Source organism: Phycisphaeraceae bacterium (assembly GCA_020851465.1).
In the GTDB taxonomy this organism is placed as follows: Bacteria; Planctomycetota; Phycisphaerae; order Phycisphaerales; family Phycisphaeraceae; genus JADZCR01.
The window spans coordinates 471,189-489,123 of sequence record JADZCR010000001.1 but is presented as its reverse complement, the minus strand read 5'-3'; the positions used below and the strand labels follow the sequence as shown (position 1 = coordinate 489,123).

Annotated in this window: 13 protein-coding genes; 4 read left to right on the top strand and 9 right to left on the bottom strand. The window is 54.5% G+C overall.

Translation table 11 applies throughout. From position 1 onward, the window contains the following. Nucleotides 1-2: 2 nt before the first annotated feature. The 4 genes from IT444_01840 to IT444_01825 all read right to left on the bottom strand — a co-directional run bounded on the left by IT444_01840 (nt 3) and on the right by IT444_01825 (nt 5,405). Nucleotides 3-2,234, bottom strand: coding sequence for a hypothetical protein (locus tag IT444_01840; protein MCC7191498.1), 2,232 nt, complete (start codon nt 2,232-2,234; stop codon nt 3-5). A 75-nt stretch (nt 2,235-2,309) separates the two neighbouring features. After that, on the bottom strand, nt 2,310-2,879 hold the full coding sequence (locus IT444_01835) for a hypothetical protein (protein MCC7191497.1): 570 nt from the start codon (nt 2,877-2,879) through the stop codon (nt 2,310-2,312). Between the two features lie 147 nt (nt 2,880-3,026). Then, complete coding sequence (locus IT444_01830; protein MCC7191496.1) at nt 3,027-4,250, bottom strand: type II secretion system F family protein; 1,224 nt, start codon at nt 4,248-4,250, stop codon at nt 3,027-3,029. 99 nt (nt 4,251-4,349) lie between these two features. Further along, on the bottom strand, nt 4,350-5,405 hold the full coding sequence (locus IT444_01825; GenBank protein ID MCC7191495.1) for a PilT/PilU family type 4a pilus ATPase: 1,056 nt from the start codon (nt 5,403-5,405) through the stop codon (nt 4,350-4,352). A gap of 340 nt (nt 5,406-5,745) precedes the next feature. On the opposite strand from IT444_01825, the gene IT444_01820 reads away from it, so the two are divergent. From IT444_01820 to IT444_01810, 3 genes are all read left to right on the top strand, one after another. Continuing rightward, a complete protein-coding gene (locus IT444_01820; protein ID MCC7191494.1) occupies nt 5,746-6,990 on the top strand; it encodes an argininosuccinate synthase in 1,245 nt (414 codons plus the stop codon). A gap of 74 nt (nt 6,991-7,064) precedes the next feature. Continuing rightward, the gene (locus IT444_01815; protein MCC7191493.1) at nt 7,065-8,813 is read left to right on the top strand and encodes a M3 family oligoendopeptidase; all 1,749 of its coding nucleotides are present in this window, start codon (nt 7,065-7,067) and stop codon (nt 8,811-8,813) included. Between the two features lie 73 nt (nt 8,814-8,886). Next, nucleotides 8,887-9,150 (top strand): GlsB/YeaQ/YmgE family stress response membrane protein, encoded by a 264-nt coding sequence (locus IT444_01810; GenBank protein ID MCC7191492.1) that lies wholly within the window; start codon nt 8,887-8,889, stop codon nt 9,148-9,150. Nucleotides 9,151-9,245: 95 nt separating this feature from the next. Here IT444_01810 and IT444_01805 read toward each other — a convergent pair whose 3' ends face one another. Together IT444_01805 and IT444_01800 are read right to left on the bottom strand one after the other, a co-directional pair. Beyond that, nucleotides 9,246-10,373, bottom strand: a complete 1,128-nt coding sequence (locus IT444_01805) for a Gfo/Idh/MocA family oxidoreductase (protein ID MCC7191491.1) — start codon at nt 10,371-10,373, stop codon at nt 9,246-9,248. Between the two features lie 28 nt (nt 10,374-10,401). Continuing rightward, a complete protein-coding gene (locus IT444_01800) occupies nt 10,402-11,160 on the bottom strand; it encodes a phytanoyl-CoA dioxygenase family protein (protein ID MCC7191490.1) in 759 nt (252 codons plus the stop codon). Nucleotides 11,161-11,392: 232 nt separating this feature from the next. Between IT444_01800 and IT444_01795 the strand changes: the two genes are divergently transcribed. Then, the gene (locus IT444_01795) at nt 11,393-12,862 is read left to right on the top strand and encodes a cadherin-like beta sandwich domain-containing protein (GenBank protein ID MCC7191489.1); all 1,470 of its coding nucleotides are present in this window, start codon (nt 11,393-11,395) and stop codon (nt 12,860-12,862) included. A gap of 39 nt (nt 12,863-12,901) precedes the next feature. Here IT444_01795 and IT444_01790 read toward each other — a convergent pair whose 3' ends face one another. The 3 genes from IT444_01790 to IT444_01780 all read right to left on the bottom strand — a co-directional run bounded on the left by IT444_01790 (nt 12,902) and on the right by IT444_01780 (nt 17,728). Next, nucleotides 12,902-15,361: a response regulator gene (locus IT444_01790; protein MCC7191488.1), complete on the bottom strand. Its 2,460-nt coding sequence runs from the start codon at nt 15,359-15,361 to the stop codon at nt 12,902-12,904. Nucleotides 15,362-15,610: 249 nt separating this feature from the next. Further along, the gene (locus IT444_01785) at nt 15,611-16,666 is read right to left on the bottom strand and encodes an NAD(P)-dependent glycerol-3-phosphate dehydrogenase (GenBank protein ID MCC7191487.1); all 1,056 of its coding nucleotides are present in this window, start codon (nt 16,664-16,666) and stop codon (nt 15,611-15,613) included. 81 nt (nt 16,667-16,747) lie between these two features. Beyond that, nucleotides 16,748-17,728 (bottom strand): hypothetical protein, encoded by a 981-nt coding sequence (locus IT444_01780; protein MCC7191486.1) that lies wholly within the window; start codon nt 17,726-17,728, stop codon nt 16,748-16,750. Nucleotides 17,729-17,935 lie beyond the last annotated feature (207 nt).

Genomic DNA, 17,935 nt, shown 5'->3' with positions numbered 1-17,935 from the left:
GATCAATTTCCTCCCTCAAAATACGTTGCCGTATTCGGTGTGAGACTGATCGGCCCAAGGATGCCATCAGGTAACGGAAGATCTTTGTTGTAGCGAATCTGAATCACACCAAGACCATATGCCGTGGTGGGTAGCTCGCCTTCCTTGTCACCGTTGGTCGATGCAAAGTATCCGAGCGTCGTATTGAAGTCCGGGCTGGTATTTCCCGTCACCGGCCCCGTGCCATTTTGAGGCATAAAGGTCGTAAGCAACGTACCGTCCACTTTCACCTGTCCGCGCATATCCACAACGCCAGCCACAATGGTGCCCGAAAGATTGACGGTCTCCTTGCTATCACTGGGATTGATAAACGTACCCATCTCCACCGAATAATTCGGGGCCAGAAGCGTGCTCCGCTTGAAAAGCAACTTTTGTGACGCAGTCAGGCTCGCTGCATTGGGGTCGAATTTCGTCGTTCCGGTGAAAGACAGTTTGTTGCGGGCGTTGGTAAACGACGTCGTCGCGTCGCTGACTACCGCTCCTTCAAATGTGCAGCCGTCAAAACGGAGATTGTTTGATAACGGCTTGGTATCGCTGACTACCCCACCGTTCACCGTTGCTGTTTTCTCCGGGTGCAGCGGTGAGCCATCAGCCTGCTGCATGCCGACGTAGTTGTAGTAGGTGTCCGTATTGTCTTTGGTGGTCTCAACAAAAGTGCAACCGATAAATTTGCAGTTCTTGAAAAGTGCGTTGGTGCCTTTGGGAATCTTGACGTTGGTGAACGTCATGTTTTCGTACACGGGGCGGTCGTAGAAGTCATACGGGTGCTGCGATCCATAGGGAACCGCTTCACGAACCTGTGTACCCAGCGGCCGAGGCGATGAAGGATCAGCCGGGTTGTATTGTGCCGCTTGTGTTGCCGCTTGTGCGGCCAGATCACCGGTAGCGAGATTGCGGTAGGTAGTCACATCAAAATCGTCAGCCTCAAACTGATGGACGCTGGCGTCGCTGGCCTCGAACTGAATGGGTGACTGTCCGGTGTCTGGTCGGATCGGCCCTTGAAAATAGTTTTGGTACGCTCCCCCCGCCGCACCGTTATTCCACCCCGCCATCGCCGCGGTAAACAACACACTGCCCTTGATCTTCGCGTATCGATCGCTGTTGTCGATAAATCCGTCGTTGTATCCCGATCGTGTCGGATCACCGAACGTATCGATCAGTGCCATGAGCTGTGCGCGACGAACATCGCCGGCGGTATTCAACTCGGAATTGCTAATCTTGCCGTCTGCATTGGCGTCAAACCGGGCGAGGAAAAAGTCGTAGTCCTCGATGTAGCCGTCACCATTTTTGTCGTATTGCGCCGGGTTCGTCATGCCATTGATCTCAGCGGCATCGTTGACGTTCAGCCGATTATCACCATTCACATCGTTGGTCTTGAGTGTGTTGATGAACGGTGTCAGTGAGGCATCGAGCGCGGTATCCAGGCCGGCAAAATCGCTTTGCATCTGAACCGGGTGTCCGTTCGTGAGATTCGTGTCGGTAAACCGGCTGCCGATCGGCCCCTCAATCATCACGTTGGCCCCGATCATGACGCGACTCTTGGAAAGAACCGCAAAGCGAATCTTCTTCTCTAGTTTGAAATCCATGGAGATCGATCGCGTAATCTGTCTTCCGACCGGACCATCGGATGCGGAAACCTTCACGCGGATCCATGTTGAATCGAGCGGGTTGCTGCTTGAGACCGCCGGAACCATCTGGCTATAGGGTGGCCGCTGATAATAGGCAGCGTTGTAGTTCTCCCCTGCCAATGGATGCGGAGTGAGCGTAGCGATGAATGTAGGGGAATTAGGACCAACAGCAATTGGGCCGATGGTCAACGTCGAGCCATTCAAACTCGGCTCGGACAGGTTGTGAACTTCACCGGTAAAAGAGGTTTGTAATGCATTACGAAGGGCCGTCCACAAAGCAGGTGCGTTTGTTCCATCAATGAGGCCAGCGCGTGTAGTGATCTTGGCCGATTCCTGATTAATGCGATAGACCATGAACCGCATGCCAGTCTCCGCCGCAGCAAGGGCGCGATTCATTTTGAGGTTGGAGTCAGCAGTCGCGAGGTTTCCTTGGGATACGATCGCCATCGCCGCTGCCAGTGATGAGAAGATCACCAGAAACATCATGGCCAGAATGGCCGCGGCACCGCGCTCACGCCGGAAGCGTCGGCGTACTGGAGAGGCGATATTTTGTTGTGAAAAACTCATACTGGGCAACCTTTTCCGCTAAGCCACGCCTCCGTTATTTTCACCTCTACCGCATGCCCTCCTCGGTTTAACTGCTTACTCACCCACTACCCACGTCAGGTTGGTCATTAACATCGGCGTCGCTGCCCCAGGTGCCTGGTAATAAATATCCACGCTTACACGCATCAGCCGGGTCGTTCCTAACGGCTGCGTAAAAGTAGTGCTGATGTTGTCGTCGAGTACGTTCGCCACGCTAATCGTCTGACTCCAGCCATTAAGGTTCGGCACGGTCTGTTTGAGCGCATTGATCGGCGGGCTGAATGTTGTTCCCGAGCCGACTCCGCCGACCACCGTGCCCGCAAAGTCGTCAAGATCGTCATATTGCGAAACACTGGTTTCGTTCGATTCTGGCCCCATGTGGGTTGGATCAATCGGATCGTGCTGCGGCAGAGTGAGTGTCAGCTCGCGCAGCTCATTAGCCAGCAGCACAGCGGTACCTGTGCGTTGCGCCCAGTCGTTTTTACGGTGATATGCCTGCTGCGCAGCAACAATCGCCAGCACACCGGTGCCGACAATAACCGTAGTCAGCGCGGCTTCGATGAGCGTAAAGCCGCGACTACGGCGGAACCGGCGGCGGATGGCGGATCGCCCTGAGCCGGAAACCATCCCGACTCGTCTTCCGCAACCGGCAGACACGCTGTTTTCGTTACTGCGCATAAGCTGCCTTGTTCCAACCAAACCATTCAGCGGAGCCTTATGCAAACCGGAAAGCGTCATCCTCGAATCTTTTACGGCTCCGGTTCAACCTATCCCTTACTTCACCAGCGTTGACAGCTTGAAGATGGGCAGAATGATCGCCATAGCGATGAAGCCGACGACTCCACCCATGAACATGATCATCACCGGCTCGATCATGCTGGTGCAGGTCTTGATCGCTTCACGGAGTTGCTTGGAATAGAAAGTACTCACCTCGTCGAGCACCTCGCCGAGTTTGCCTGATTCCTCACCCGCCGAAATCATCTGTACGACGCTTTTAGGCAGGAGCGGATTTTTCTGCATCGGGTGGGCGATTTTCTTGCCGGTCTTGACCGACGCATAGACCGAGCGCCAGAGCTTGCGGAATAATCGGTTGCCGCTGATATCGCCGGTGATCGCAAGCGTGTCGAGCATGGGCACGCCGGCATTGACCAATTCACCCATCGTGTGAAGCGACCGGCTGATATAGAGAGCCTTAAACATACGCTTGAAAATCGGAGTGTTAAGTTTGACGCGATCAAACCAGATCCCGCCGACTTCCGTGCGCACAAACATGATGAACGTCACCACCCCGGCAACCATTCCCATGATGACCAGCCACCACCATTCGACCATGAAACGCGATAAGGCCATCAGAAAAACTGTGGGCCAGGGCATGGCAGCTTCTTTACCCGCAAAAACTGCGGCAAACTTTGGAAGTACGAACGTCAGCAGGAAAATGGTTACCGCAACCGCCAGCGTGCCAATCACGCCGGGATAAATCATGGCTCCGATGACCATGGCCCGCGTTTCGATCTGTTGAGCGAGATACGCCGCGATGCGGTCAAGCATCTGGCTGAATGAACCCGACATTTCCGAGGCGCGGACCATGTTGACATAAAGCGGGTTGAATAGCTTTGGATGTCGTTGAAGTGCCTCGCTGAACTGCTTGCCCGACTCCACGTCCTGCTTCACCTGGAGCAGAATATGTTTGAACTTCACATTCTCCGTCTGCTCAGCGATACCTTCGATTGCAGCACGAAGCGAAATACCAGCACGGACCATCACCGCCAGTTGCGATGTAAAGTTGAGTACATCGCGCTGTGATGGACCTGAACCCTGATTGAGCATCTTGAGGATGTCATTGGCTGTCTTTCGCTGCGCGGTGACAGGAACGAGCTGGAGAACCTGGTTGCCTTGAGCTCGAAGAGCTGAGGCGGCGGCCATGGCGTTATCCGCCGTGGTCATACCGACGGTCGTCTGCCCCCCTGGGGTCCGCATCTGATAGCGGTAATTAGGCATGGGAAAGCCTCAGTTCAAAGCGCAAAAAATAAAGTGCAAAATGTCCAACAACGCCACGACTGCCTCCTTCATGGTGCGCTGGGTACGCCTCATCAATCCTCACGCCGCCAGCATGCGTTCGAGCTTGTCCGGGAATGCAGCCTGCGCTACCGCGTCTTCACGGCTGATCATGCCGTTGAAATAAAGCTCAGCGATCGCGTTATCCAGGCTCTTCATGCCCATGGCACGGTTGGTCTCGATCACGTTAGGAATCTCAAACGCACGGTTTTCACGGATCAGGTTCCGCACCGCTGGGGTGCACAGCATCACTTCCACCGCCGGACACATGCCCTTCTTGTCTGTCCGCTTGAACAACGTCTGGCTGATGACCGCCTGCAGTGTGTTGGCAAGCATGGAACGAATCTGGTTCTGCTGGTCGGCCGGGTACATGTCGATGATGCGCTCCACCGTCTGTGAAGCGTTGACCGTGTGCAGCGTGCTGAGCACCAGGTGGCCGGTTTCCGCGGCTGTGATGGCCGCTGCTGTCGTCTCCAGATCCCGCATTTCTCCGACCAGAATGATGTCCGGATCCTGACGCAATACGTGACGCAAACCACTGGCGAAGCTCGGCGTATCGTCGCCCAGCTCGCGCTGCTCAATCGTGCAGCGGCTGCTGACGAACTTGTATTCGATCGGATCTTCCAGAGTGATGATGTGCTTGTGGTAACGATCATTCATCGCCTGGATCATGGCCGCAAGCGTGGTGGATTTGCCCGAACCTGTATCTCCCGTGACCAGCACTAGCCCGCGCGGTAAATACGTCAGCCGGGCAATGACTTCCGGCAAGTTCAGATCCTTCATGGGCGGAATCTTTTCCTTGATACCACGCATGGCAATCGCCACGGTCTGCCGCTGCATGTGCGCGTTGACACGGAAGCGTCCCAAGCCGGGGATTTCATAGGAAAAGTCGCTGTCTTTGATCTTTTCAAAACGGAGCACGTGCTCGTTGCTTGCCATGTGCTTGAACATCCTCATCGCACTCTCTGGAGTGACGACGGGATAGTCCATTGCTGTCATGACCTGATGCAGGCGCATCATGGGTACATGACCTGCGACAATGTGTACGTCGGATGCGCCCAATTCCATCGCGGTCTTGCAGATCGTGTCGATTTCCATGCACCACCCTCACCAAGTCGTCCCGATGAAACAGAGTAACCGCGCGGCTCGGGACAGACACCGGGGTCTGAAGAGGTATCGGAGGTTTGAAGGGGTCGGATAAGTGCTGCGAGAGTTACGCTCTGCTCATCTCGCTCGATTGAACGGACTATTCCTCAAAAACCATACATCTTCTCGTACCAAGGCTAACGTCCGATAGCATAATCGGCAGGATCGCTTGAACTCTTTGCGTGAGCAATCACATCTCAACTTAACTTTGTAAATACGAAATCAGAGGGGCGTCTGCAATAGTGACAGCATCCTGATACCTTGTTTAGCTCGAACCCTGCAAGGAACTCGTATGGCCACTCCCACTAATGCATCCAATCCTCGGAAAATCGTCCTCGCCTACTCCGGCGGTCTTGATACCTCCGTGATCCTCCCCTGGCTTAAATCACGCTACCCGGGAGTGAAGCTGGTTGCCTTCGCAGCAGAACTCGGTCAGGGTGATGAACTCGCCGGAATCGAAAAAAAGGCCTACGCCAGCGGTGCCGACGAAGTAGTCGTCAAGGATCTGCGGAAAGAGTTTGCGGAACAGTTCTGCTTCCCCATGCTCCGGGCGCATGCGATTTACGAAAGCGATTATCTGCTGGGTACCAGTATCGCCCGTCCATTGATCGCCAAGCATCAGGTACTCGTTGCGAAGCAGACCAAGGCGGACGCCGTTGGCCATGGTGCGACCGGCAAGGGTAACGATCAGGTACGGTTTGAGTTGACTTACATGGCACTCAATCCGTCGCTCAAAATCATCTCCCCATGGAAAGACCCGAAGTTCCTCGCGGACGGTTTGAACGACCGCGAGACCGCCATTGAGTATGCAGAGAAACATCGAATCCCCATCACCGCCAGCAAGAAAAAGATCTACTCGCAGGACCGTAATCTCTGGCACATCAGTCATGAAGGCGGCGAAATCGAACACCCAGACCAGGAACCTAACTGGAAAAAGTGCCTGACTATCACGGTGCCGCTGGAGCGTACCCCGAATACCGCGGAATATGTCAGTGTGACCTTCGATAAGGGTGTGCCTGTCGCGGTGAACGGGAAAATACTTGCCGCCCACCAAGTCATCGAAACACTCAACAGCATCGGCGGTAAACACGCAATCGGTCAGACGGTGCTTGTTGAAAATCGACTCGTGGGCATGAAGTCACGTGGCGTGTATGAGACGCCGGGGGGATCGATTCTTTACGAAGCACATAAAGCTCTCGAACAACTCACGCTGGAGCGTGATCTGTATCACTACAAGCAGACGCTTGCTCTGCGTTATGCCGAGCTGGTGTATTACGGCCAGTGGTTCCACCCACTGCGCGAAGCGATGCAGTCATTCATTGATGAGTCAAACAAAGTCGTCACCGGTACCGTCCGCGTAAAGCTCTTCAAGGGCAAAGCGCTGGCGGTCAACAGCCAGGGCCCCAAGAGCCTGTACGACTCAAAGCTCGCAAGCTTCGCCATGAGCGGCTACGACGTGACCGCTGCGCGTGGATTCATCGATCTCTTCGGCCTGCCCATGAAAGTTCGCGGCATGAAGCAAAAACCGAAGACATGATGTCAACCTGCAGCTATTTTCCGCTCTCGTTGTATTCTCACAGTCCGACAAAATGAAGCATACACTTTTCGGTCATGACCACCGCGACGCCCCCAGTGCCGACACGTACTTTTGTTCCAGCGGAGCTTAACCCCGCTGATTGGGCGCGCGTTGAGCCGCTCTATCAGACTCTGCTAGATCGTGCCATTAATTCAGCGGGTGAGCTGCATCAATGGTTGCTCGATTTGTCGGAACTTTCCGCAGTGATGTCTGAATACGGCTCCCGTCGGAATATTGAAAAGTCTTGCCACACAGATGACGTTGAAATCGAAAAGGCTTTTCTGCACTTTCTGGAAAACATTCGGCCAAAAATCCAACCACTATTTTTTGAGCTTCAGAAGAAATATCTAGCTTCCTCCTATCACACTCAACTTGATGAGCTGAAAACCGTGGGTGGTGTCGGGAAATATGCCCTCCTGACCCGAGAGTGGCGGACAGAAGTAGATATTTTCCGTACGGAAAACGTCCCGCTCCAGACACAGATCGCAAAACTCACTTCTGAATACGACAAAATAAACGGTGCGATGCTCGTTAGCTATCGCGGCCAGCAGTACACGCTCCAACAAGCGGCGCGATTTCTCGAAGAACCCGATCGAACGACAAGACAGGAGGTCTGGGAGCTCACTGCGAACCGCCGCCTTGAGAGTCGTGATGCGATTGACACTATTTTTGAGTCACAGTTGAAGCTACGGGAACAGGTCGCGCGAAATGCTGGCTTTAAGAATTTTCGCGATTACTCGTGGAAGTCGATGATGCGGTTCGACTACGCTCCCGATCACTGCATGCGCTTTGCAGATGCGATTGAAAGCGAAGTAATGCCCCTGGTGAAGGAGTTGAATACCCGTCGCACCAGGGATCTGGAGTTAACTCGTCTGCGACCGTGGGATCTTGCGGTTGATCCTCGGAACCGTGCGCCGCTCAAACCCTTCGCGCCGGATCGATGTGAAGATCTCGTTTCACGTTGCCAGATGATTTTCGACAGAATCTCTTCGGAACTGGGCAGCGATTTCTCCCATCTGAAACCGGGTCGAAATCTGGACCTGGATAGCCGCAAGGCAAAACGAGGCGGCGGATACCAAAGCTCCCTCGAAGAAATCCGTGAGCCTTTTATCTTCATGAATGCTGCTGGTCTCCAGCGCGATGTAGAGACGTTACTCCACGAAGGCGGCCACGCATTCCATTACCTGGCAGCGCGAAGTGAACCCCTGATTTTTCTGCGACACGCGCCGATCGAGTTTTGCGAAGTGGCCAGCATGTCGATGGAATTGATGGGCGCGGACCACTTTGACGTTTTCTATCCACAGCCAGAGGATGCGAATCGTGCACGAGCCACCCTGCTCGAAGGAATCATCCGCATCCTTCCCTGGATCGCAACGGTCGATGGATTTCAGCATTGGCTCTACACACATCCCGGCCACTCACGAGCAGAACGTTACGCTGCGTGGCTGAATATTCTGGGTCGTTTCAGTGATCCATCCATTGATTTCGCCGGTCACGAAGCTGCCCGTGAGACACGCTGGCATGCGCAACTACACCTTTTTCACCATCCGTTTTATTACATCGAATACGGCATTGCTCAACTCGGTGCGCTGCAACTCTGGCTCCAGTTCCGTCTCGACCGGACAAAAGCCCTGAATCATTATCGCGCGGCCCTGCAACTGGGTGGCACACGACCACTACCAGAGCTATTTCAAGCGGCGGGTATTCAGTTCGATTTTTCTGAAGACATACTCCGCCCCCTCATGCGCGAGGTGCGTGAGACACTTGCCAAGGTCGAGACCTGATCCGAGTATTGCCGCCGGGGGAGCCACCTTTTGCTGAACTCGTAGCTGTGCGTGGATGGACTATAATCCGCTCATGGGACTCGGTGAACTCATTATCTTTCTGTTGATTGGTCTGGCTGCCGGTTGGGCAGCGGGCTTCATCATGAAACGCAGCGGCTTTGGCCTGCTGGGTAATCTCATCGTCGGTGTGCTCGGAGCGTTGTTAGGCGGATTCCTGGCCGGCCTGCTTCAACTCAAGGCACTGGGTCCGATCGGTGAATTTCTCATCGCGCTGGGTGGTGCGATCGTGCTTCTATTTCTGCTCAACATCATCAACCAGAGCAGCGGAAAGAAGTGATCTTATTCGAGCGATCATTGCCTGATGTGTAGACAACAATCCTGTTGCAACCGGCTGCTGCGGTACTTGAAAGCCGCTTAATAGCGTACAGTCGATCACCAGTCGCGCGAATCGGGTACGTCCATCCATGCGCCGCCGTTCTTAATTGAAAGTTGACTCACCAGTCCGGGCAGCGTCATGTCCATCGTTTCGTGGATACCAATGGGCGTCGGTCGTTTTCCGAGAATAGCGTCGGTAAAGTCAATCAACTCGATCAAGTCTCCGCCGCCGTGTCCTGCCTTTTTCGCCAATTCTTCAAACTTCACCCAGTGTGAGGGCATGAAATCACTCGAAAGTGTTTCGAGGTCCAGCCATTGGTCAATGTTTCGGGTGCGGCTGCGCAGCCAGATACGGTTACGTTCACCCCAGGCACGCCCGGACTCATAACAGCCATCCGTTCCCTGAAGGTGGTAATTCGTCATGTTGTGCGGTCGGTCACTGAGCATATCCACGCGAATCTTCGCCAAGCCGTTGTTTTTGAACTTGCAAAGCATGACGCAGGAGTCTTCGTTTTCGTATTCGTCTCCGCGGGGATCTTTGTAGTGATGTCCTGAGCCGACGCAGCATACGCTGGCGACACGATCCGTCTTATCGTGCGCCCAGAACCACATCAGCACCGGTCCCAGACTGTGCGTGCCGTACGTCAGGCCGTTGATCCCTGTCTGCCACTTGCGACGCCATTTCGTGATCTCATTGAGCCACTTAAGCTCATGGATGTATTCACCCTCAGCGTAGTACGGCGTGCCAAACTCACCTCGGCGTACCATCTCGGTAATCACCTGGTTGGATTGTGTATATGTGTAATTCTCCGCCATCATGTAAATGGCTTGGGATTTATTACACGCTTCAACAAGCTCACGACACTCGTCGATGCTCACACCGGCCGGCACTTCACTGATCACATGAATGCCGCGTTTGATTGCAGCCAGTGCCTGCGGCACATGAAGCGGCATCGGTGTCCCGATGATGACCGCATCCACGTTTCCCTTGTCAAGCATTTCCTCGTATTCGGTAAAGCTCTTTTCCGCGCCAAGCACTGACCGCGACTGCTCGATCGCTTCGCGATTGGTGTCGCAAACAGCGGCGATACGGATGACGTCCAGCGCGTCGCAAGATCGCTTGAATGATCCCCCGCGACCGACGGAACCAACGATACCGAGATTGATCTGGCTGATGGCAGGCATAGTGCTCTCGTTGAAATAACGTAATTTTTCACATGGTGGAGGCGATACCACGTTTAGCCAGTTGTGCTTTGAGGCTCGCTGCATAGCGAGCGTGACCTTCTTCATCGAGCACGGTCGATGCTCCAAAACAAAACGTCGATATCGCGCGGCGATGTCGCGGCGTACGATTCACATCGGTCCAGTGAATCGTGGACGCATGATGAGCTACCGCGTCACCCGGTGACAATTCGGCCGGCACCGCATCCACTTTTTTGACATCGAAATCTTTCAATCCCTGACTGAACCCCAATACCCCGCTTGCCTCGTGTGGAAGAATCCCCAGCTTTTGTGAGCCGCGGGCATACCACAAGCAGCCGTTTTCACGGTCCACCGGATCAAGTGCTATCCACAGTGAGCAGGCGACATTCGGTTTACGGTTCCAGTAGTAGCCGTCCTGATGCGCTGGAGTAGCATTTTGATCAAATGGCAGCTTGTCGAACCACTCAAGCCCCTGTGGGCTGAATTGATCTCGTAAAAAGTGCTCCAGCATGGGAACGTGTTTACCCCGATTCATGAACTGGGCAAACCATGGATCACGGCGATCAAGTGCCTGCATCTTGCGCAGCGTTTCAGGCTTTGAGTAGTCATCAAAAAATGCCGCTTCCTTGGGCAACTTCGGCACCACTTCGCGGACATAACGGCTGATCTGGCTCCTGAGTTCTTCTATCTCTGCTGGAGGGAAAAGCCCGCGTACTATCACAAATCCGTCTCGGTCAAACAGATCCCGCAGCGCATCCAGCGATTCCATCTGAGTCCTCCCGTTTCACAGAAAAGACATCACCGTAGATGAGAAATTACAGTCCGAATCATACCACGCTGATTTGTATCTCAACACATTGCAAGACCATGTGCAGTCATAAACTCTTTTTGTTGGTGTAGCGCAACGTCTTCTGGTCGTTACCCGCGGTGTCTTTGGCTGGGTTGACGGCTACCAACACCGGACAAGGCTTCCATTACCAGCGTGATATCATCCTTCCAACATGCAAATGGTAATTCCTGCTACCAACAATCCGGATAATGATGCCCACCTCGCAACGCTGACAACCAGTGTTGGGACGATTTTCCCCAGTATTTATGAAAACCGCGCCAGCTTCGTCGTCAAGGTCGCCAGCGGTATCAAAATGGCGAGCATTACGGCCACCGCTCGCGATCCCCGCGCGACGATCAAGCTCAACGGCGAACCCATCGTCCAAGGTCAGGCGACGCGCGAGTATTCACTCCACTCAGGGTTTAACGATTTTCAGCTTGAGGTTACCGCAGCCGACGGACAGACACGCTTTCTTGCCCGGCTCAAAATCATCCGTGCCTACACCCTCCTGAACTGGGACAGAATTCTCAATGAAGCTCCTTTCAAAATTCGCGACTCTGAAGGAGAGCTTGTCTTTAACAACCGTCTATGGATTCTCGGCGGCTATACGCCTGAACTGGTCAGCGATATCTGGAGCAGTGCGGACGGCAAAACGTGGGAATATTCCGGCGATTTGCCCGACCCAAAGGGAATCAACATCCCTGTACGTTTTTCGCATGCGGGCAAAATGTGGATCTCAGGAGCCAGCGGCGGGTTCTATTCCTCACCCAACGGCAAAGACTGGACACTCGTCAGCGATAATGTTCCATGGAAGGGCAGGTACGCAGCCGGTAGTGCGGTGTTTAAGGGTCGTATGTGGGTAGCTGGTGGTTCGGGAAACGGCAATGTGTACAACGATGTGTGGTCATCGATCGATGGTCGTGAATGGACGATCGAATGCACCAAGGCTCCGTGGTCGCCGCGTCAGCTTTTCGGCAATCTCGTGGTGTTTCAGGATAAACTTTGGGTGATCGGAGGCGGGATCGTCGCTTACCAACCGTTTCGAGCATACAACGATGTGTGGTGCTCCGACGACGGTAAGAATTGGACCCGGGTGACGGATGATGCGCCTTGGCCAGTACGCATCTGGAGCGAGTGTGCTGTTTACGCAGATCGGCTCTGGCTGATGGGTGGTTACCGTGGACAGCCCGACTCGATCAATTTCAATGACGTGTGGTATTCGCGCGACGGAAAGCAGTGGAATCAACTCCAGACAGAGGACGTTTGGGAACCGCGCCACGAGTTTTCTCCACTGGTACTCAACGACAAGCTCTATGTGATTGCTGGTAATGCATGGCCGCTCAAGAATGATGTATGGACCCTTGAGATCAAGGGACTTTGTTTTACGACTCAACCGTCGGTTGAAGAGTTTATTGGGGCGCGATATCGCTACGACGCTCATGCGGATTTCAACCATAGCTCCAGTCCGGTGCGCTACCGACTGGTGAACTCGCCTTCATGGCTGTCGATGGATGAAAAAACAGGCCGGGTGAGCGGCTCCTGCGACGTACCAGGCGGCTATCCCATAACGATCGAAGCATATGACGACGCGGAAGAGACTACACAGCAAAGCTACACGCTGCATGTAATCGCGGTTGGATAAATGCTGATGACTGTGATTTCACTCATCCCTTACCAATAGTCACGTCGTCGGTGACAGCCTGCCGCAGGATCGGATTGCGGAGATCAGCGCCTCAGACGGTCCTTCTTTGGGAAGGTATGCAATCGCGCCAGCCTCTCGCATTGCCGCGGCCATGTCTTCCTTTTCGTGCATTGATAATCCGATGATCTGAACCCCCGGGATCTCTCGCTTGATCGCGCGAGTTGACTCAATGCCGTTGAGTCGAGGCATCGTTACATCCATCACCACGACATCCGGTCGAAGCACGCGTGCCATTTCCAGAGCCATTTGTCCATCTTCCGCCTGGCCGACTACTTCGATAAAAGGTTGCCCGCGCAACAGGCCGGCAATCCCTTCGCGCAGGATGCGGTGGTCATCCGCAAGGAGCACGCGGATAACATTTTTTGTTGACGGCGCAGCCGATGGCATTACGACCGGCGACGCAATCGAGGCCAATGTTGCTCCTTGTGAACTAATGGATTGGGGCAGCGACAACGGCGCAGAGAGTTGGATCCGCGTACCTTTTCCGGGGCTGCTGCTGATAGACATATCGCCGCCCATGAGCGCGAGCCGTTCACGAATGCTGAACAACCCATAATGATCACTCAGCGTGTCGCCGGATGCGACCGAACCTGGATCAAAGCCCGCTCCCGCATCTTCGACAAGAATAATGATGCGAGAGCCTTCCCTCGTCATGGTCACACGGGCCTCGCTCACCATCGCATGTTTGACTGTATTAAAGAGTAATTCACGTACCGCCTGAAAAAGAAGCGTTTTGACCGCTTCGCTTAGCGGTTCAGCTTCGGGGGAAATTTCAACTTCGACCACCAATCGATGCTGGTCAAGCATCCGACGGGCGAGCCAGTCAAGCGCAGGCGCAAGGCCGCCGTCGTAAAGAATGGGCGGGCTAAGTTCGAGCGTGAGCGAGCGGGAGGCTTGAATTGATTCGGTGATGACCTCTTCTACTTCACGAAGTGACGCGGCCAGATCCGCATCAGGCTTTTGTTGACGCAGCAAGCCCATTCTCATTTTCGCCACGACAAGGAGTTGCTGGAGATGGTCGTGCAGGACTTGTGCCAGACGCCTGCGTTCACGGGCCTCTGTTTGCGTCAGTTCCGAGGCCAGTGCGCGAAGCTGCGCCGTGCGCTGCTGAACGCGCCGTTCCAGAGTTTCGCTCAACTCGCGCAATGATTCCTCCGCTTGTTTGCGTTCGGTGATGTCGGTCGTCACGCCGATCCATTCCCGGATCACACCATCGGCCTCACGAACGGCAATACCGGTATCAGCCATGTGGCGATATTGGCCGTCAGGCTGACGAAGGCGGTACTCAGCTCGATATGTCTCGCCGGTTCGTAGTGAGTGCTGCCAGACCAACGCCACACGACGACGGTCATCGACGTGGACCTGGTCATATAACGCCTCGAGCCGTGTCGGAGCCGGGCGGGTAGGAGAATTGCCCGCGCTGACCTGGATATGTCCACCCTGCGGGTCCATGGTCCAGACCATTTGCGCTGAAACCTCGACCAGAGAACGATACCGTTGCTCTCCCCGCCGAAATGATTCGTCGATGGAATTTAGCACCGCCGCGGTACGTCGAATCAGTAACCCGTGGATGATCAGCAGCGAGACGAGCATCAGTGCGATACCAAATGCCGGCTCAAAGTGCTCCCGGCGAATTCCAGTGATACACAGCCATCCGATGAGCAGCGATCCCGCTAATGCAGGAATTAAAAACTGCCGCGCCATCACACCACCGGCAAAGCTTGAGCTGATTACAGCTGCTGGCCCCGTGTCGCGCCGACTGAAGAATAAGCCGATATGAAGCGCCAGGAGTGCACAGGTGGTGTTGGCGGCAACACCTGTAAACTTCGCCACACCGTAAAACAACTGGACGCCGTATGCGTAACCGACCAGCGGCACCAATAATGCTGCCCCTCCAACCAGGGCTAGATATTGCGCTACGGTATGCATCCATCGTGAACTCTCCGCGATCGCCAATAGCTCAATGGCGAAGAGGATGAATGTGAGACTTGAGACGATCCCCACACCGCCGGCCGCAACAGTCAGAGAATTCGTTTCTTCCGCAAAAAGAAACTGATCGATCCCCATACCCCAGCCGACCGCATGTTTACTGAGGACGGCAAGTCCCAGTAGCACCAAGGCGCCAGCGATCAATCTCCCCGCCCACAGCCGTACTCGACTAGCGTCCTCCGGCCGCAAAAGTAGTAATGCCACGCCAGCGAGAATCACTCCAACAGCAGCATTGGGCCTCATCGCCACGCCACGCACGACTGTGCCCTGAAGTATTGGGAGGTCGATCATCCACCCCAATAAAGCCACCGCTCCTATGACAATGGCAATCCACGCGCAGATCAATGTCATCCGCGCAAAGTGACGACCTGACGTATGCACGCCTTTAGCTTGCAACGTCTCTCCTGATGCGTCTCGTTGATCGAAACTCGGAAGACGCGACCGATTCACGGCTTCGTCTCCTGTCACAGCAGAATCAGAACACCATCATTCTAGGATCCGCCAACATCGCTTCTCGTAACGTCGAACTGGATGTATTGATTAGCCGTGCATTTGAAATAGCTCTGCAATAACGGACGACAGCCGTACAACATACGACGTGACATGATCGGGTGCGTATTGTGAGCAGCAGTTACCAGATGTGCGCGGCAAGGGGACAGAATTGTTGAGCTAATAATCGCTGGAATATTCGGCTGGAAATTAGCTCACACGTTCCGGTTTAAGCTCCCGTGCCATTAAACGACTGATGGCTTCGATCGGATCAAGGCCTTCAAACAATACCTGATGCACGGCCTGTGTGATCGGCATTTCCACGCGGTACTTCTGGGCAAGAGCAACGACTGATTTAGTCGTCGGCACACCCTCGACCACACCCGCCATGGCCGCGAGAACATCCTCGAGTTTTTTCCCTTTGCCTAGTTGCTCGCCGCAGGTACGGTTGCGACCGGTCGGCGAGAAACAAGTTGTCGCCAGATCACCAACTCCCGCAAGCCCCATGAACGTCTCAGCTGATGCACCCATTGCGGCACCCAGCCGCGTAATTTCCGCCAGACCACGCGATAGCAAGGCACTCTTGGCGTTATTCCCCGCCTGGAGACCGTCAAGGATACCTGCCGCCAATGCGATTACGTTCTTGGTAGCCCCTGCAAGCTCAACGCCCAGCAGATCATGATTTGTGTACACACGAAACCAATGCGTCGTAAACGTCCGCTGAAGCAGACGAGCGAAATCCTCGTCATCGCTGGCGGCACATACCGTCGCAGGCAGACAACGTGCCAACTCGTCGGCAACCGATGGCCCCGATAACGCAGCGAGCGGTCTCGCTGGTTTATCCGGATGATCCGCCCGAGTGTCATGTCTGCCGACACCGCTTGTCGTTTGTAACACATCAGCAATGATCTGCGTCGGCCGCAACAGCGTTACGTTCTCGATACCCTTCGACACCGATACAACCGGTACGCGGGAAGGCGCATAGGTTGCCAGTCGCGACCAGACTTCCCGCATGTATTGGGTTGGTACAGCCGAGACAATTAAATCTGCATCACGGAAGGCGGCACGGTCATCACTGGTCAGCCGGATCGCCTCAGGCAGACGGTGCCCCGGCAGTCGTCGACGACTTTCACGGGTCTGAATGAGCGCCGCTACGTGATCGGGGAATGCTCCCCAAATCGTCACATGATTTCCACGGCTCTCAAGAAGCAGCCCGCAAACCAGACCCATCGAGCCGTCACCGATGATGGAAACATTCAGAGGCATGCGAGCAGTGTAATACCGCGCAGCCGAGGTTGCGTTACAGACAGCTTGCACATTTCCGGCTGGCAACTCACACCATGAAATTTAATCCAGTTTTTCAGCGGTGGCGGTGCCGATACCCGTACAGCCATAACCATTCCCGCAATAGAACAGCCGCAGCCGTCCGTTTTCCTCGACGACGTGTGGATACTCGGTCATTTTGCTTTCCCATCCATCACCTGATGGAGGAAGGGACAGGTTCTCGCCGGGTTCACCTCGATCCCAGACGACGCCGTCTTCACTGACTGCCTCGCAGATGGAATAGGCACCGAATTGTGTGCCGATCGCTGCGTAAATACCGCGCCAGCGAGTCCGAGTCTTCCAGGGGTTGACCGCAATAGCGGCGGCGTTTTCGTATTCCACTTCAGACCGAGGGCCAAGAATGATCCGCTTATCAAACCACTTGATACCGTCGTAGGAATGCGCGATGACCGCCCACTTGGCCTGATCAATACGTGTGTCCGGGCTGGGTGTACCCGTGGGCAGGGTGTAGTACATGCGGTAGAGTTTTTTACCTGCGCTGTCCTGGACTTCGATGATTGGCCCCCCGCCTGCGATAGCTTTATTGGTGGGAAACTGCGGAAAATCATCCCCCCGCAGCACCGGATCCGTCGAGTAACGGGTCCAGTGGATCAGATCATCGCTGGTTGCCAGTCCCATACCCCAGAAGCACTGTAAACCAAGTCCTTTTTGATCATCTCTACCCGTGTAGTAGAGATGCCACTTATCTCCGAACTTGTGCACGCACGGCAAAACGCACCATACCGAGTCGAAAGCTCCGGGCTGTCCGTTATCAAACAATGGCCCTAACCGCTTCCATCGAGTGATATCACTGACAGGAGCGATGGCCAAGCAGATTTTTCGCCCCCCGTTTTTGTTTCCACCAGCATAGAAAAGTAGGTATTCATCGCCACGTCTGACAATGAAAGGATTCATACAGCTCGTTTCGTCAAACGGGCCGCCGCCGATGGGGAAAATGGGATTGCGAGGATCTTTTTGCCAGCGATGGTTTTGGAATGTCGCCATGGAATAGTACCCAAATTTTCCCTGCGCGTTACTTTATGGATTGAACACCGCCGGGTGGAAACTACCTGATCCGCGCAGCACACAGGTTACCCAACGGCCAGGGCAACATGGTACATCCTCACGCGGCAATTGCTGAGAGGAACCTAAAATTTTTCGCAGAATACGGCCGTTGTATTACATCGAAAGAACCGTAATACACGCATATCG

Excerpts from the sequence above, each read along its gene's own strand:
- IT444_01840 (MCC7191498.1), bottom strand. The coding sequence starts at position 2,234 with ATGAGTTTTTCACAACAAAATATCGCCTCTCCAGTACGCCGACGCTTC.
- IT444_01795 (MCC7191489.1), top strand. The coding sequence starts at position 11,393 with ATGCAAATGGTAATTCCTGCTACCAACAATCCGGATAATGATGCCCAC.
- IT444_01800 (MCC7191490.1), bottom strand. The coding sequence starts at position 11,160 with ATGGAATCGCTGGATGCGCTGCGGGATCTGTTTGACCGAGACGGATTT.
- IT444_01820 (MCC7191494.1), top strand. The coding sequence starts at position 5,746 with ATGGCCACTCCCACTAATGCATCCAATCCTCGGAAAATCGTCCTCGCC.
- IT444_01825 (MCC7191495.1), bottom strand. The coding sequence starts at position 5,405 with ATGGAAATCGACACGATCTGCAAGACCGCGATGGAATTGGGCGCATCC.
- IT444_01830 (MCC7191496.1), bottom strand. The coding sequence starts at position 4,250 with ATGCCTAATTACCGCTATCAGATGCGGACCCCAGGGGGGCAGACGACC.
- IT444_01835 (MCC7191497.1), bottom strand. The coding sequence starts at position 2,879 with ATGGTTTCCGGCTCAGGGCGATCCGCCATCCGCCGCCGGTTCCGCCGT.
- IT444_01785 (MCC7191487.1), bottom strand. The coding sequence starts at position 16,666 with ATGCCTCTGAATGTTTCCATCATCGGTGACGGCTCGATGGGTCTGGTT.
- IT444_01815 (MCC7191493.1), top strand. The coding sequence starts at position 7,065 with ATGACCACCGCGACGCCCCCAGTGCCGACACGTACTTTTGTTCCAGCG.
- IT444_01810 (MCC7191492.1), top strand. The coding sequence starts at position 8,887 with ATGGGACTCGGTGAACTCATTATCTTTCTGTTGATTGGTCTGGCTGCC.
- IT444_01805 (MCC7191491.1), bottom strand. The coding sequence starts at position 10,373 with ATGCCTGCCATCAGCCAGATCAATCTCGGTATCGTTGGTTCCGTCGGT.
- IT444_01780 (MCC7191486.1), bottom strand. The coding sequence starts at position 17,728 with ATGGCGACATTCCAAAACCATCGCTGGCAAAAAGATCCTCGCAATCCC.